General features: G+C 29.8%; 10 protein-coding genes. 7 read left to right on the plus strand and 3 right to left on the minus strand.

Going from position 1 to position 16,747, the window contains the following annotated elements; translation table 11 throughout:
• Window position 1: 1 nt before the first annotated feature.
• Window positions 2–1,909 carry a hypothetical protein gene (locus ACVCZW_RS09750; RefSeq protein WP_452232305.1) on the minus strand — a complete coding sequence of 636 codons (1,908 nt, stop codon included), beginning with the start codon at window positions 1,907–1,909 and terminating at the stop codon, window positions 2–4.
• A 1,123-nt stretch (window positions 1,910–3,032) separates the two neighbouring features.
• On the opposite strand from ACVCZW_RS09750, the gene ACVCZW_RS09755 reads away from it, so the two are divergent.
• From ACVCZW_RS09755 to ACVCZW_RS09780, 6 genes are all read left to right on the plus strand, one after another.
• On the plus strand, window positions 3,033–4,640 hold the full coding sequence (locus ACVCZW_RS09755; RefSeq protein ID WP_452232306.1) for an N-6 DNA methylase: 1,608 nt from the start codon (window positions 3,033–3,035) through the stop codon (window positions 4,638–4,640).
• Entirely contained in the window at window positions 4,640–6,112 is a 1,473-nt protein-coding gene (locus ACVCZW_RS09760; RefSeq protein WP_452232307.1) for a restriction endonuclease subunit S, read from the plus strand. Before ACVCZW_RS09755 ends, ACVCZW_RS09760 begins: the two co-directional genes overlap by 1 nt.
• Entirely contained in the window at window positions 6,109–7,851 is a 1,743-nt protein-coding gene (locus ACVCZW_RS09765) for a restriction system-associated AAA family ATPase (protein ID WP_452232308.1), read from the plus strand. Before ACVCZW_RS09760 ends, ACVCZW_RS09765 begins: the two co-directional genes overlap by 4 nt.
• Window positions 7,852–7,855: 4 nt before the next feature.
• Window positions 7,856–8,917: a hypothetical protein gene (locus ACVCZW_RS09770; RefSeq protein ID WP_452232309.1), complete on the plus strand. Its 1,062-nt coding sequence runs from the start codon at window positions 7,856–7,858 to the stop codon at window positions 8,915–8,917.
• A gap of 1,184 nt (window positions 8,918–10,101) precedes the next feature.
• Entirely contained in the window at window positions 10,102–10,722 is a 621-nt protein-coding gene (locus ACVCZW_RS09775; protein ID WP_452230025.1) for a YqaA family protein, read from the plus strand.
• Between the two features lie 153 nt (window positions 10,723–10,875).
• Entirely contained in the window at window positions 10,876–12,135 is a 1,260-nt protein-coding gene (locus ACVCZW_RS09780; RefSeq protein ID WP_452230026.1) for a mechanosensitive ion channel family protein, read from the plus strand.
• 139 nt (window positions 12,136–12,274) lie between these two features.
• Here the strand turns inward: ACVCZW_RS09780 and ACVCZW_RS09785 are convergent, their stop codons facing one another.
• Entirely contained in the window at window positions 12,275–12,736 is a 462-nt protein-coding gene (locus ACVCZW_RS09785) for a cold-shock protein (protein WP_452230027.1), read from the minus strand.
• Between the two features lie 110 nt (window positions 12,737–12,846).
• Window positions 12,847–13,785, minus strand: coding sequence for a pyridoxal-phosphate dependent enzyme (locus ACVCZW_RS09790; protein ID WP_452232310.1), 939 nt, complete (start codon window positions 13,783–13,785; stop codon window positions 12,847–12,849).
• 296 nt (window positions 13,786–14,081) lie between these two features.
• Here ACVCZW_RS09790 and ACVCZW_RS09795 point away from each other — a divergent pair, with 296 nt between their 5' ends.
• Window positions 14,082–16,373: a DNA topoisomerase 3 gene (locus ACVCZW_RS09795; protein ID WP_452232311.1), complete on the plus strand. Its 2,292-nt coding sequence runs from the start codon at window positions 14,082–14,084 to the stop codon at window positions 16,371–16,373.
• Window positions 16,374–16,747: the final 374 nt, after the last annotated feature.

Here is a 16,747-nt window from a genome sequence, read left to right on the forward strand (position 1 = left end):
ATCATTTTCTAAAAAACTCATTAATTTTTTCTTTTCCAATAATAGTTATAAGTTCTTTAAAATAGTTTTTAACAATTGTATTTCTATTCCATTTCATTAAATCTTGAATATTTTCTTTAATATTTGGGTCATTTGTTTGATCAAAATTACTTTTCCAAGTACTTAAAGATTTAAGTAAGCGAATAGTTATATTTTTTTTACTTTTTTCTATAGAAGTTCCTTTTTCTAGTTTTGTAAAGTGAAGGCCATAAAAAACATAAATATTTCGATCTTCAGTTTTTTTTGAATGAACAAGAGATTCTTGTAGAACTTCTAATATTGTTTTATCAAAAAGCGAATTATAAAATGATTCTGCAGTTTTATAGGCTATAGAATTATCAATATTCCATAGTGTCCCTATATAAGATCTAGCTCTTACACCTATAAAATGATTCTTGATATCATAAGCTGACCAACATGTATTATTAAAAATTAATGGAGAATGTCCAGCCGCTAAATGACTAAACATTCCTAAATGACTAAATTTATAACAAGCAATTTCATGTGAGTTTTCAAGAGTAACCCATTTTGAGCTAATTTCATTTGCCCTAACTGGCACAGCCTTAATCATTTTTGGGAAAATTGATGATGGATAATTTTGTTCCTTGAACTCTTTAGTTCTAAAAGAAAACCCATTTAGTTTTCTTGGAAATATTTTTTTAGAAACTTTAATAAGAGGCTCACCACTTTTAGATTTTTTGCCTGGATCTGGTGCTATACTTAATGTTAAGAAGTATTCAAATATATGTTCGTTACCAAATTGATCGACAAATCTTTCCTCTATGAGTGAACCTTCTGATTGATTACCATGGCTACAAAGATGTAAAATATTAAAGGGCAACTCCTTTACAAAATAATCTAAGTTATGTGAAGTAGCCTCTTCTTTAATTAATCCGCTAACATGATAATAATTCTCTTTAAGTTTATTTATAACAAAATCTGTTTCTTCAATTGAAAAAAACCTTGGAGAAAAAACAATTGCTGATTCAATATTAAAATTATCTTGAAAATAAATGTTATTGAATATGAAAAAATCTGGTTTGAGTTTTAAACCTACATATGTGCAAGGAATTATATTTTCGATGATTAATGAATATGGTGCTCCAATTGTGAAAAATGTTACAAAATCGTGATTAATAAAACTAATATGATTTATTTTATCATAAATGAGAGTATGTAATTCAATTAAGGATTTTTCTTCTATTCCATTTTTCACTTGCTCTCTCCATGATTCAATTAGTACCAGAAATTTCTTTTCATGGAATTCAAAAGGTTCTATAAATTCGATATCTACATCAATTGAAATAGCATAGTTTGTTGCAACAATAATTGAAACTGAATTATCATTTTCAGTTACAATTAATCCACCACTGTTTCTTTTTTCTAACTCAATAATCTCTGCATTTTCATTAATGGTAAGAGCTTTTCCTTGAGCTGAAGCTAATTGTAATCCTTCACAAACTTGCTTTGCTCTACAGGATATAGTTTTTTTATCACTAATTGGTTGTATAAAAATGTTAATATCCTCTAAAGAGTTAATTTCAATAACATTATAATCTCCCAAAAAAGATAAATATGATTGTTGGTTTGCGCTTAACCCAATGAGTATTAAATATTCGCATCCATTAATTCTTTTTAAAGTATTATTTAAGTCAATATTTAATGTAGTAGCATTAATTCTAGAAATTTGATTTTCATCATTAAAATTTAACCCTTTATCATCTTTTGCATTCGTCACTTCAGAAAACCCGAATACTAGAGAATACTCGCCTGAAACATTTATGTGAGATGAAACGACAGCAGTTAATAGATTTTCTTCTCTATGTGCAATACAAAAAAAAGTTGAATTAAGTTTTGGAGGGGTTGTCATAAACTATATAGGTCTTATTGATTCTCTAGTCTAATATACTAAACTAATTTCAGGAAACCTTGATGGAGCGTTGGCAAAACGACCTCAGAAAATTTTGGTAAAACAATAGGAGAGTGGAGCGTGATATTTTAGGGGTCTAGTAATACAGCTTCTTAAGAGTTTCAATTTTACAAGGGATTTCAAAGCAATGTAAACTAGTTACAATGTTTCCTAAAATATAGCGTAACGAACCGTAATTGTTTCCAAAAGTTTATGAAGTCTTGAATTTTTGTTTCTTTTTTTATCAAGAAAAAAAGAATTAATAAAACTTAAGAAGTACAATTGCTTAATTTCTATTTTACATAATATTAATAGTTACAATCAAGAAAGTTCAAATAGTAACGAGAATAGAATAAGTGCTTAGAATTTTATTCTTACTCACATATTTAATTATTTGCAGAAACTTCAAATGTGTTCGTGAATCTCCTAAAAAGTCGATTTCATAAAATTTAAGCTCTTATGGCAATCCACGAGAATCGCGTAGAAAAAAATATTACCTATAAATACCCAATTACGAGAATTATGATAACATCTAAAAGCTAGCTTTTTTTTGGCGCTGGCAAAGCGGTTGGAAATTGTGTTTAAAAATAAATGCCATATAAGGCATTTAAATTTTTAAAAAGCAATCGAGCGCATTGGCATGCGGCAATTTGACATAACGACTAATTATAGATACAAATAAATAAAATGGTGCGCAGCACACCGTTTCTAGTTTAATGACCCAAGTAATTATTATTGTAATGAAATACAATGTCTCTGGGATATTTTACATAATAGCATTATAGCTATCAAATGTACTACTGACTTAAAATACCAATGACAACATTTGTACTATAATGTGCTGCGTTATGTAACTTTGCTTTGGCAAAAGCGAAGTTAAATTACTGCTTTTTCTTATTTTTTTCTTCTAAAATGTTTCTCTACGATGTTAATGGAACACTCTTTTCACGAAACGACGATAGGAGAGTAGTGGAATGTGTGTGGAATGGATTTAAATGAATTAATATTCAAAATTTCCTAATTAACAATTTCATGGAGCAGTTTTAATATTGTAAATTTCGAAGTCAAAAATTTATTTATAAAAATGCAAAATCCAATTATAAAAAGTAAAGTTCAAGCACTTTGGGATAGACTCTGGTCAGGAGGATTATCTAATCCAATTACTGCTATTGAAAATATATCATATCTTCTTTTTATGAAACGTTTAGAGATTTTTAAAGAAGGTCTTTTAGATGAATACAAATGGAGTAAATATCATCATCTTTCTGGTCAAGCTCTTGTTACAAAACTAAATAAAGTGTTTGATTATATACAAAATAGTTTAGCTGAAGAAGACGAGCCTTTTGCAACAGCTATGAAACAAGCAAGATTTACACTTACAGATAAACCTGCTTCATTAGCAAAGGATGCAATTAAGTATATTGATGAAATATATTTAGAAATAGATAATGAAATAGAGGAAAACAATCAGCATTTTCAAGATATACAAGGTGATTTATATGAATATTTATTAAAGCAAACAAGTGAGGCTGGTAAAAATGGTCAGTTTAGAACACCAAGACATATAATACAGTTAATGGCATCCATTTTGGATCCAGATGTTGATGGTAAAATATGTGATTTAGCAAGTGGTTCAGCAGGCTTTTTAGTTGGTGCTTATCAGCATATTCTAACTAAATACTCAAAAAAAATCAGTATCGATCCTATTGACGGGTTACCGATAGGAACCGACGGAAAACTTTTTGATGAAAAAGAAAATAAGGGTAAGCTTGAAAAGCTAAAAACAACTACTTTTTACGGTTTTGATATTGACCAAACTATGGTGCGAATAGGTATGATGAACCTTATGATGCATGGAATCACACATCCTAATATTGAAGACTGTGATACACTTTCTTTAGGTTATGAAAAATTAGTTGCAGATAAACTTAAATTGAAACTTGATGTTGAAAGTGAAAAATCAATTCAAAATAAAAAACTTCAAGGACAATTTAAATATATATTAGCAAATCCACCATTTACAGGTAAAATTAATAGTGAAACTGTTTCTATTAATTTAGATAGAGTTTATCCTCCTAAGACAAATAAAGATGGCAAACGAATAAAACGTACAGTACAGTCAGAACTATTATTTTTAGAGCGTATGGTTTATATGCTGGAAGAAGGAGGGAAAGCTTGTGTTATTGTGCCTGAAGGTGTATTGTTCAATTCTGGAGGAGCTCATAAAACCACCAGACAAATTTTAATGACAGATTGTAACTTAGAAGGTGTAATTTCTTTACCAAGCGGTATTTTTCTTCCATATACAGCGGTCAAAACTTCTATTTTAATATTTGAGAAAAGAAAATTCAGAAATGGTTTTACTAAACCTCAAAATATAGATATTTGGTTTTATGGGATGGAATCAGATGGTTATTCTTTGGATAATAATAGAAAAGAATTAAAGGAAAAACCATTGCCTGTTGTTTTAAAAAAATGGGAAGAAAAAGATAGTAAACCTCAGGATAACAGGAAATTAGACTATTTTAAAATTCCTTATAAGGAAATAGAGGAAAATGGTTATGAGCTCAATTTTAATCTTTATAAAGAGTTTATTTATGAAAAACAAAAATTTAAACCATCCTCAGATATTTTAAAAGAAATAAAATTATTAGAGAAAGCTATTAACTCTGGAATAAAAGAATTAGGCTAATGAGTATAGTAAAACTTAAAGATTTAGTTTATAAACCTATTACAGGAGAATGGGGAAAGGAAGAGTCAGAAAATCCTTTAAGAGATGGTGTTGTTAATTTAATTAGGACTGCAAATTTCTTATCTACAGGACAACTCGATTACTCCAACATAACCCAAAGAGCAATTCTTAAAAAGAAAAAGATAGAGAATGGAGAAGTTTGGGTTGCAGATGTTAATAAAATTGAAAGTAAACAATTAGAAAATAAAGATTTAATTATTGAAAAATCTGGTGGAGGACCTAAAACACCAGTTGGAAGAGTTGTTATTTTTGAAGCAGAAAAGAATAAAACTTATTTATGTAGTAATTTCTTATCGGTCTTAAGGCCTAAACAAGATATAGTAATACCAGAATTTTTATTATATCAATTTAAATATTTATACCAAATAAATATAGTTAAGAAGTATCAAAATCAAACTACTGGTTTATATAACCTTAAAATTGATAAATACTTAAATGTAGAGATTAATTTACCTTCAATTTCTGAGCAATCTATTATAGTTGCTCAGTTAACTAAAATTCAAGAACTCATTAATATTAGAACGAAAACTATTGATTTACTTGATGAGTATATTCGTTCTGTTTTTTTTGAAATATTTGGAGACACAGTACTTGACACTAAGAAAATAGGAAAAAAACCATTATCATTTTTTGGAGAATGGGGTAGTGGAGGAACTCCAACGAGAAAAGAAAAAAAATACTTTCAAGGTAATATTCCATGGTTTACCTCAGGAGAATTAAATTCTATTTTTTTAAAATCTAGTAAAGAAAAAATCACCAAAGAAGCAATTAAAAATTCAAGCGCCAAGTATATTGAAAAAGGAAGTTTATTAGTTGGAATGGTAGATACTGCATCTTTAAAACTCGGAATCACTATAGAAAAAGCTTCTTGTAATCAGAATATAGTTTTTTCAAAATTAGACAAAAATTTATGCAGGACAGAATTCATTTATTATTCTATACATTTAAGTAGAGATTATTATTTAAAGCAAAGGACAGGAGTGCGCCAGAAAAACTTAAGTGCTTCAAAAATTAAGAAGATTGAAATTTTATTTCCTAAATTAAGTTTGCAAAACAAATTTGTAGGTGTTTTTGAAAAAGTTCAAATTCAAAAACAAAAATATAGAGAATCGTTAGATTTATTAGAGACCTTATTTCAAACTACTCTGCAAAATGCTTTTGATTTGGATTTAGAAGTAGATGAAGAAATTATATTTGAAGATATTTTACAAAATTTAACAGTAAATGATTTAAAAAAAGGAAAACGAATAGAATACCTACTAAATCTGTTAAAAAAAGACAAAAAGAAAGAAAACTTTTCAAATTTCGCAAACTATAATCTTGCTTTAGAAAAACTGTTACTCTTAATAGAAGATGGAAGTATCGAACAATATTTAGAAAGAGGAAATATAAAATTAAAAAAGAGTTTATGAAATTATTACGTCTCAAAATAAACTCTCCTTTTAATAGTCTTAGGAATAAAGTGCAAAAGAATTTTGAATTAAATTTTAGAGAACCCTTTTATGAAAGTGAAAACGCAAGTTGGGAATCATTTCATCCGTTTTGCTTTGCTGGTTTAAATGGAAGTGGTAAATCAAATGTTTTGGAAGCTCTTGCTAATATTTTTTATCATTTAGAAAATTGTGCTAATACTAAACAACCTCAAAACTTTTTAGAACAGTTTAATGAAACTAAGTCATCGCCAGATGCTTTTGAATTGGAATACTATATCGTACCAAATGATAAAACAGACTTTGTAGAAGAAACTTTAAGGACTGGTCAGAAAGGTTTAGGAAAAGCTATCACAGGTATAGAGAAAAGTAACTATGCTTTAGAAAACATGGTAAAAGTGGAAATTACCAAAGAAAAAGGCAAAAAACTACATTTTGAAGGAAAAAATATTCATACAGATGAAATCATTATATCTTCTTTATCCATAGATAGCAAAGGAAAACCCGTATACAATATTAAAACATTAAAGCCCTATTTACCTGATTTAATTATTGGATATTCATCTGGAGAAAATGAAGTGTTGAGTATTCCGTTTTTAAAATCTCGTTTACTTAATTATGATGAGTATTATGATACATTCCCTGATATAAAATATTATTCTCCTGAAAATAACTTGGTGTATATTGACTATGAAATGAGTCAGGCTGTTCTGCTAGTCAATTATATATTTCAAAACAATGAAGTTTTAAAACCATTACGGGAAGGTGATTTGGGTATTCAAGAAATTGTTAGTTTTAGAATGACATTAAATACTCTCCATATTGAAAAAGATAATAAAGAATATAAAATATTAGATCAGTACCAATCAAAAATAGATGCTTTAAAACGTTGTTCAACTACTTTTTATGAAGGTAATACGAGCTTAACATTAGATTTTTACATTAATAAAGCAACAAAAGAAGCCTTTAGAAATAAAAAGAACTTTAAAGATATTTCTGATTTATTCCAAACATTTCAAGTTTTATATACACTTAATTACTTGGTTGTAAGTACTGAGACAAAAAACGAAGTCTATCAATCGGAAGGTGTTTATACAGATTGGAAAATTCCAAAACCAGCTCCAAAAGATAAAGTTTTTTATTTTGAAAATTTCTATATAAAAAAAGAAGGTGTAGAAAAACCTTTACTACTTAAAAACCTATCCGATGGAGAACAACAGTTTCTACATTCTTTAGGAATTTGTTTAATGCTTAAAGGAAAAAGTGCATTATTACTTTTAGATGAACCTGAAACTCACTTTAATCCAGATTGGAGGTCTAAATTTATTAGTACTTTGAAAGTGTGTTTAGAAGCTAGTAGTAGTAATAATTTAATGCGAGACATTTTAATTACTTCTCATTCTCCTTTTATAATATCTGATTGTTATCCCGATAAAGTAATTGTATTTGAAAAAGGGGAACAACCTAAAAATGCAAGAGATATCAATTTTAGAACTTATGGAACTTCAATTGATATTATAATGGAAAATATTTTCAAAAAAAACAACACAATTGGAGACTTATCTAGAGGTGAAATAGAAGATATTGAAGAAGAAATTAATGGCTTAGAAAGCCTAACTGAAGAGGAAGTAATAGACTATAAAAATAAGACTATCCATTTAGGAGATTCTATGGAAAAAGTTTTATTATTCGCACAATTAAACGAATTAAAGAAAAAGTAACATTTTGTTAAAAGCATATAAACCAATAAAGAATTCAATATTTGACGCTCATAAGTTGATTGAGTATTTAGTCATAGAAGTTTGGTGTAAAGCTGATAACCAAAGGTGTAGAACTAAATTGAATGATGAATTAAAAATTTTATATGACAATACTCGTTTAATATGGTTTAAAGAATCATTGAATGAGATATATAAAATATCAAAAACTTTGAGTGTTGCAGAAAAAGATGCTTTTCAAAATGCATTTCAAATAAATAACAATATAGAAGCTTTATGCTCTAACCCAACTACTAGAATACCTATTAATACTCTAAATAAAGATTTATTAAAAGTGATATTACCTTTTTTTAAAGAACTTTATTCTAATTTCCTAAAATGGGTGGATATATCAGCTAAATATGGTTCAAAAAAAGAATATTATAATGATTTAATTACTTTTAATAAGTTCAAGTTTTGTCCTTGTTGTGGTTTCGGACAGATCAAAACAATTTATGATGATGGCCATTCTCCATTTGATCATTATTTACCATTAAAGCATTATCCGTTTTCTGTAGTTAATTTTAATAATTTAATCCCTTTATGTACTATTTGTAATTCCGATAATAAGGGAGAAAAAGACATCCTAAAAAAGAACAAAAAAGTTTTCTTTCCATTAAATAAGAAACATAAGGAGATTGGAATTAAAGTAGAAGTAGAAACAAAAATATTTAAAAGAATCATCGTAAAAATCAATAAATCAGATGAGCTAGACAAGAATGATGTAGCTGTTGATTTTAGTGATAAAAGTGAGGAAATTACATCTTGGGACGAAATATTCAAAATTAAAAAAAGATATTTTGGACAAATTGCTAACAATAGGGAAAATTGGTTAAATGATGTAAAGCAGGTTTTTCGTAATAAAAAAATTAAGACAGCCAATTATGTTGAAGCATTTGATATGGTAATAGAATTAGACTCAAATAAGGAATTAGGATTTTTAAAGACACCTTTTTTAAATAAAATGAAATCATTTACCTCTTTAATAGAAGCATATGAAGAAGTTACTGGTGACTATATAATCAGATAATATGATTCGGTGTTAAAAACGACCTCAGAAAATTTTGGTAAAACAATAGGAGAGAGGAGCGTAATATTTTAGGGGTCTAGTAATACTGTTTCTTAAGAGTTTTAAGTAAGCAAGGGATTTCAGAGTAATCTAAATACGTTACAATGTTTCCTAAAATATAGCGTAACGAGCCGTAATTGTTTCCAAAAGTTTATGCAGTCATGATTTTTTTGTTTCTTTTTTTATCAAGAAAAAAAGAATTAATCAAAACTTAAAAAGTTCGAATGCTTAATTTCTATTTTACATAATATTAATAGTTACAATCAAAAAAGTTTAAATAGTAACAAGAATAGAATAAGTGCTTAGAATTTTATCCTTCATAAAATTTAAGCTCTTATGGCAAGCTTACGAGAATCGCGTAGAAAAAAATATTACCTATAAATACCCAATTACGAGAATTATGATAACATCTAAAAACTAGCTTTTTTTTGGCGCTGGCAATGCGGTTGGAAATTGTGTTTTAAAAAATTAATGCGATAGCATAATTATTTTAAAAAAGCAATCGAGCGCATTGGCAGAGGCAATTTTACATAACGACTAATTATAGGACAACTTAGTAGTTTAGAACATCCTCGTAATTCGTTTATTTAAAAAATGTTGAGCAATTGTACAGAATATGAAAGTTATGGAAAAGCTTAAATAGACTTGTAACGAATGTTTAAAGACCCGACTACAAACGTTTCTTATGAAAACAAGACTTTCTGGGATATTTTACATAATATTTAATTATAGCTTACCAATTATATGAAATGCAATTTGTACTATAATTAATATTATGTAAAATAGAATTTATAAGAACCACTATCTAGTTCCAATTCGTATTAAAAACATAGATACTTAATCTATATTTTTAATAGTATGTAAAATGGACTTTTTAAGAACTACTCTATAGATTTCATTGGTATTAAAAACATAGATATTTAATCTATATTCAGTATTTAATCTTTACTATTTCATACCACATTATGACAAATCCTTAATTACAAATAAACTAGCAAAACATTAATAAACCGTAAGAAATTCCTTTTAAACCATACTTTTAATGTTAAAAAAACGGTTTTTTAATCGATTAATTACGCTTTTAATCCGATTTATATAGAATATTTGTATCTTGTTAATCCCAATAATACCTAAACCTTAACCTAATGAAACCTACAAGAAATCCTTCTAAAGTGGATAAAACGCGTCTACAAATAGTACATGAATACAACATATATTCCGGATTGTATCGTTTCATTCTAAAGGTCCTAAAAAAAGCAATACCCGTTTTAATGCTGCTAATCGGTATCCTTATTACGCTCAATCACTTTATAGATATTAATGCTTCCTTAGTCCATCTCACACAAGTATTACCCGTTTATGGCGTATTAGGTTTCTTTTTCATTTCCGAAACGATACTTGGTATTATACCTCCAGAAATGTTTATTGCTTGGGCAGGAAAAATGGGAACGCCATGGCTATTTCTTTCTATCTTATCCATTCTGTCTTATTTTGGTGGTTTATTAGCGTATGGCTTAGGGCAACTGTGTACTAAAAACCCAACTTTTCATAGGTATTTAGAAGTGAAAATGGAAAAACAGCTTGCCAATTCTAAAAAATGGGGCGGATTTCTAATTATTATAGGTGCATTATTACCTGTACCATTCGCAGTTTCTTGTATGACTGCCGGAATTATAAAATTTCCTTTTAAAAAAGTAATCCTTTATGGTTCGCTAAGAATCGTACGTATTTTTGCCTATGGAATCGTTGTTTTTAATTTACTGTAAATAGCTACTCCTCGCCTTTTGGAACCTAGAATTCTATCTCCTATAGATTTTTAAAGTTCGCACTTTATCTACTCTAATTTTAAACGTTAATAAAAAATTAATCTATCGTATAGTCGTTAAACATAAAGTATTTTTGCAGTCTAATTTCAGGATATGAATTCTTATAAAAATCTTTTATCATTCAAACATCTATTATACGATTACCTCATTAATTTAGGTTTATCGGAAAACACTGCCAAATACCTTAATATGCTTGGTTTATTAATCGCATTGTTTCTTGTGGTTTTTGTGATCGATTTTCTTATTAGAAAAATACTGATTAATGCCTTTAATGTTTTTGCAATAAAATCGAAATCAAAATTTGATAATATTCTTATTAAAAATAAAGTACCTCGTAATATTGCGCACATTATTCCGCTTATCATCGCTTTAGAGTTCATTCCTGTTGTATTTGACGATTTTCCTTTCCTAGAGAATATTATAGAAAAAGGGCTGCAAATCTTCGGTATTATATTAACACTTTGGATTGTGCGAAGTGTTTTAAAATCCATTAAAGATTATCTTAAAACACTTCCTCGTTTTAAAGATAAACCTATTGATAGCTACATTCAAGTAATTATGATTTTTGCCTGGATGGTTGGTCTTTTCTCCATTTTTGCCATTATTTCTGGTATTTCTTTTTGGAAATTTGTAACCACCATTGGTGCCGCTTCTGCTATTATTATATTAGTTTTTAAAGATACTATTCTTGGTTTTGTAGCTAGTATTCAAGTATCCATTAATGATATGGTTCGTATTGGTGATTGGATTTCCTTTGATAACTATGGCGCAGATGGTGATGTTATAGAAATTAATCTTTCTACCGTAAAAGTGCAGAATTTCGATATGACCATTACTACCATTCCAACCTATGCGCTTATTTCCGATTCGTTCAAAAACTGGCGAGGAATGAGTGATTCTGGTGGTAGACGAATTAAAAGATCTATTCTTTTAAAAGCAACAAGTGTGCACTATTTAACGGATGAAGGCGTTGAAAAGCTTAAAAAAATTGCACTTATTTCCGATTATCTGAAAGACAGAAAAAATGTGATTGACACCTATAATACAGAACATAATATAGATAAATCGGTATTAATAAATGGTCGTAACCTTACCAATCTTGGTGTTTTTAGAAAATATATACAGTCCTATATTGAAAACCATTCTGCTATTAATAAAGACATGACTATTATGACAAGGCAATTAGCACCAACAGCTCAAGGTTTACCGCTGGAAATTTATGCTTTTAGTAGTGATAAACGCTGGGCAAATTATGAATATATCATTTCTGATATCTTTGACCACAGCTTAGCAGCTGTTCCGTATTTTGATTTAGAAATATTCGAATTTACTACCGGAATTACAAAGGCCTAAAATAATCGTTTCGGTTCATGAGAAAATATGCTCTGCTCCGCTCCTTTGCCAACTCCAATTAGAAATACATCGATTGTTATATAAACTAAAAAAGCCTCTTAATGCATAAGAGGCTTTTTTAATATTGTCGCAATATAGATTATTTAAGTATTTTAACTTTTACTGCATTCATACCACGTTGTCCTTTTTCAAGTTCAAAAGAAACTCTATTACCTTCTGTAATTTGGTCTATTAAACCACTTACATGGCAAAAGTATTTTTCGTTGTTTTCAGAATCAATAATAAATCCGAAACCTTTTGAGGTATCAAAAAACGAAACGTTACCAGATCTAACTGGATCGAATGCTTCTTTATCTCCTTCTAAAGTTTTAGGAATACTTACTTCAATATTGGCAGCTTTTACTTTAACTTTTAAAGCAGGATCTGGAGGCGTATCTGTTAAATTACCGTTGTGATCTACGTATGCAAACTGAATTCCTTCTGTTCCATTTTCTTCTCTGTCCGATTTACGAGCTTCCATCTTCTTACGTTTATCCTCACGTTTCTTTAAACGTTTTTTTTCCTTCTCGCTTTTGTTAAATGTCTGTTGTGATTTTGCCATTAATTTACCTAAAATATGTTTTTACTCATTAATAAGTCCCAAAGATATTGATTTCCTTACTTGTAAGCAAAAATTACGGCTTACTTTTATACATGTATATGCATTTTTTTTTAAAAGGGTAATTTTTGTAAATCTACATTTCCACCAGAAAGTAGTATCCCTATCGTTTTATTTCTGAAAACATTCTTATTCTTTAAAACGACTGCCAAAGCCACAGCACTAGACGGTTCTACTACTATTTTAAGTCGTTGATAAATGAGCTGCATGGCTTCTAAAATAGCTTGCTCCTCGACGCAAATAATTTTATGTACATGTTTCTGTAAAATAGGAAAATTTATGGCTCCCAAATGGGTTCTTAAGCCATCTGCAATCGTATTTGTGGTTATATTTACTTCTATTTTTCCGCTTTTAAGCGATCTAAAAGCATCATTCGCTTCCGTTGGTTCTCCACCAATTGCCAAACAGTTTTTACTAAAATAATGGGTTGCCAACGCTGTTCCTGCGAGTAGCCCACCACCTCCAACAGGTGCAAGTACCATTTCTAAATCTGGATATGCTTGAAGTAATTCTAAACAAGCAGTTGCATTACCATGAATTACATCCATATCATTGGAAGGATGTACAAAAGTGGCTCCTGTTTCTTTCGCTATTTTATCGGAAGTGCTTTCCCTAGCTTCTAAAGTAGAGGCACATGTTGTAATTTTCCCTTGATAACTTAAAACCGCATCCTTTTTTACTTGAGGCGCGTTTTCTGGTATCACAATATAGGCAGGAACACCTAAGTTTTTTGCTGCTAAAGATAATGCTTGTGCAAAGTTTCCGGAAGAATGGGTTACTACTCCGCTACTTCTTTGTGCTTCGGTTAACTGCAGAATAGCGTTGGTTGCTCCGCGCATTTTAAAAGCGCCCATTTTCTGAAAGTTCTCACATTTAAAAAATAAATTGGCGCCACAAATAGCATTAATTCCTTCCGAAGTCAATACAGGAGTTTGATGTATATATGGTAAAATACGTTGGTGGCTAGCTAGTATAGCTTCTTTGTGTTGCATAAAAAGGATATTAGTACTGCAAAATTCAGTAGCAACGAAATATAACCACAAATAATTATTCCATGAAATTATTAAAGTGTTAATATCCCATATATTCTATTTTATCCCTTCTAATATATTGTTTATAACTCCATAAAACGGATACGTCTTTTCACTTTAAATACTATTTAAATTTATGTATTTTGCAACTTCTAAAAATTATTAAAAGGAACCATTCATACCTGATTATAATAGTTTAATAAACGGTTTAAAGGAATACAATATGTGTCCTTTAATAAAAAATTAATAATATCTAAATGAAAGTCTGTATTGCCGAAAAACCCAGTGTTGCTAGAGAAATTGCTTCTGTTTTAGGAGCAAATACGAAGCGTGATGGTTACTATGAAGGCAATGGCTATGCAGTAACGTATACATTTGGACACCTTTGTACATTAAAAGAACCAAAAGATTACAAACCGTATTGGAAAAGTTGGGATTTAAACAATCTACCCATGCTTCCAGAGCGTTTTGAAACGAAGGTTTCTAAAGATGCTGGTATAAAAAAGCAGTTTAAAATTGTAAAGAGTTTATTTGATAAAGCAGATGTTGTAATAAACTGTGGGGATGCAGGACAAGAAGGAGAACTTATACAACGTTGGGTTTTAAATCAGGCAGGTTATAAAGGTAAAGTTGAAAGACTATGGATTTCCTCTTTAACCACCGAGGCGATAAAAGAGGGTTTTAACAACTTAAAACCATCCGAAGATTACGATAATTTATACTACGCAGGATTTTCTCGTGCGATTGGGGATTGGCTTTTAGGCATGAATGCAACACGTTTGTACACCGTAAAACATGGTGGTTACAAGCAAGTACTTTCTGTTGGGAGAGTGCAAACACCTACGCTTGCTATGTTGGTGAATCGCTTTAAAGAAATTGAAAACTTTAAACCACAACCCTACTGGGAATTGCAAACCATGTATCGCGATACTTTGTTTAGTTATGAAGAAGGACGTTTTCTTAAAATGGAAGACGGAGAAAAACTAGCATCTATTGTTAAGGAACATGATTTTGAAATTGTTTCCACGACTAAAAAAGCTGGAAATGAATATGCACCAAAACTATTTGATTTAACCGGTTTACAAGTATATTGTAATACGAAATTCGGATTTAGTGCAGACGAAACGTTAAAGATTGTTCAGAAATTATACGAACAAAAAGTAGTGACTTATCCAAGAGTAGATACTACCTTTTTACCAAATGATGTGTACCCTAAAGTACCAGGTATCTTAAAACATCTAACAAAATATGCAGCGTTAACAGAACCGCTTCATGTTAAGAAATTAAAGAAAACAAAAAAGGTTTTTGACGATAGTAAAGTTACCGATCACCACGCTATTATTCCTACCGGACAGCAAATGAACTTGCAATACAATCAGCAACAAGTGTATGATATTATTGTCCGTCGTTTTATTGCTGTGTTTTATCCAGATTGTAAAGTATCTAATACTATTGTTGTTGGTAAAGCGGAAAAAGTAAAGTTTAAAACTACAGGAAAAGAAATTCTAGAAAAAGGGTGGCGCATTGTTTTTGAAACACCTAATGCTACTTCTAAAGAAACAGGAATGCTACCTACTTTTGTGAAAGGTGAAAAAGGGCCGCATGAGCCTTCTTTTTTAGAAAAACAAACCAAACCACCAAACCAATATACGGAAGCTTCCCTCCTACGCGCTATGGAAACCGCAGGAAAACAAGTAGATGACGATGAGTTACGTGAGATTATGAAAGAGAATGGTATTGGTCGTCCTTCTACACGTGCGAATATTATTGAAACGTTATTTAGAAGGAAATATATAAAGCGAAATAAAAAACAAGTGATTCCTACAATTACAGGAATTCAGCTGATTGATACCATTCAAAATGAAATGCTGAAATCTGCCGAACTTACCGGGAAATGGGAAAAACAGTTAAAAGATATTGAAAAAGGAACCTTTAGTGCTGGAAGTTTTATTAAACAAATGAAACAAATGGTAGATCGTTTGGTATACGAAGTTCGAAGTGAAACGAAGATAGCCAATATATCTTCCGTTAATAATAAACCTGCTGGAACTGTAGCGAAGAAAAAAACGGTTAAAAAGGCATCAGGATTAACTTCTGAGAAATGTCCCAAATGCAAAAATGGTAGTATTATTAAAGGAAAATCGGCTTATGGTTGTTCCGAATTCAAGAAAACTTGCGACTTTGTAATCCCGTTTAAATTTGAAGGTAAAACCATTTCCGAAAAACAATATATTCGATTATTTCAAAAAGGATCTACAGTAAACTTAAAAGGATTTAAAACAGCTAGTGGAACTGTGGAAGGTTTACTGCGCTTTAATGAAAGTTTCCAATTGGTATTAGAACCAAAAAAAGCTGCTAAAGCTACCATTCCAGATACATTGACTTGTCCGAAATGTAAACAAGGAACCGTCATAAAAGGAAAAACGGCTTATGGATGTTCTGCTTACAAATCTGGTTGTGATTTTATATTTACTTTTGATGATTTAAGAAAGAAAGCTGGAAATGAAAAGCTCACGAAAGAATTGGTTTTTGAAATATTAAGCAATTAATATATCCTACCAGGTTTTTAAAACCTTGCAGGATTATAAAAAAAATACCTGGATGGTTTTTGCTGGCAAAGGATCTTCTATGCTACAAAATCAAAGTTTTTTTATAAGATTCCTGCCTTCGCAGGAAATCGGGAAATGAAAAACTAACTAAAGAGTTAGTTTTTAAAATATTGAGCAGTTAATATATCCTGCAAGGTTTTTAAAACCTTGCAGGATTATAAAAAAAATACCTGGATGGTTTTTGCTGTCAAAGCATCTTTTATTCTACGCAATTAACAATATTCTTTTATTAGATTCCTGCCTTCGCAGGAAATCGGGAAATGAAAAACTAACTAAAGAGTTAGTTTTTAAAATATTGAGCAGTTAATATATCC

It is taken from the genome of Lacinutrix sp. MEBiC02595 (assembly GCF_053601555.1).

Excerpts from the sequence above, each read along its gene's own strand:
- ACVCZW_RS09750 (WP_452232305.1), bottom strand. The coding sequence starts at position 1,909 with ATGACAACCCCTCCAAAACTTAATTCAACTTTTTTTTGTATTGCACAT.
- ACVCZW_RS09755 (WP_452232306.1), top strand. The coding sequence starts at position 3,033 with ATGCAAAATCCAATTATAAAAAGTAAAGTTCAAGCACTTTGGGATAGA.
- ACVCZW_RS09760 (WP_452232307.1), top strand. The coding sequence starts at position 4,640 with ATGAGTATAGTAAAACTTAAAGATTTAGTTTATAAACCTATTACAGGA.
- ACVCZW_RS09765 (WP_452232308.1), top strand. The coding sequence starts at position 6,109 with ATGAAATTATTACGTCTCAAAATAAACTCTCCTTTTAATAGTCTTAGG.
- ACVCZW_RS09775 (WP_452230025.1), top strand. The coding sequence starts at position 10,102 with ATGAAACCTACAAGAAATCCTTCTAAAGTGGATAAAACGCGTCTACAA.
- ACVCZW_RS09780 (WP_452230026.1), top strand. The coding sequence starts at position 10,876 with ATGAATTCTTATAAAAATCTTTTATCATTCAAACATCTATTATACGAT.
- ACVCZW_RS09785 (WP_452230027.1), bottom strand. The coding sequence starts at position 12,736 with ATGGCAAAATCACAACAGACATTTAACAAAAGCGAGAAGGAAAAAAAA.
- ACVCZW_RS09790 (WP_452232310.1), bottom strand. The coding sequence starts at position 13,785 with ATGCAACACAAAGAAGCTATACTAGCTAGCCACCAACGTATTTTACCA.
- ACVCZW_RS09795 (WP_452232311.1), top strand. The coding sequence starts at position 14,082 with ATGAAAGTCTGTATTGCCGAAAAACCCAGTGTTGCTAGAGAAATTGCT.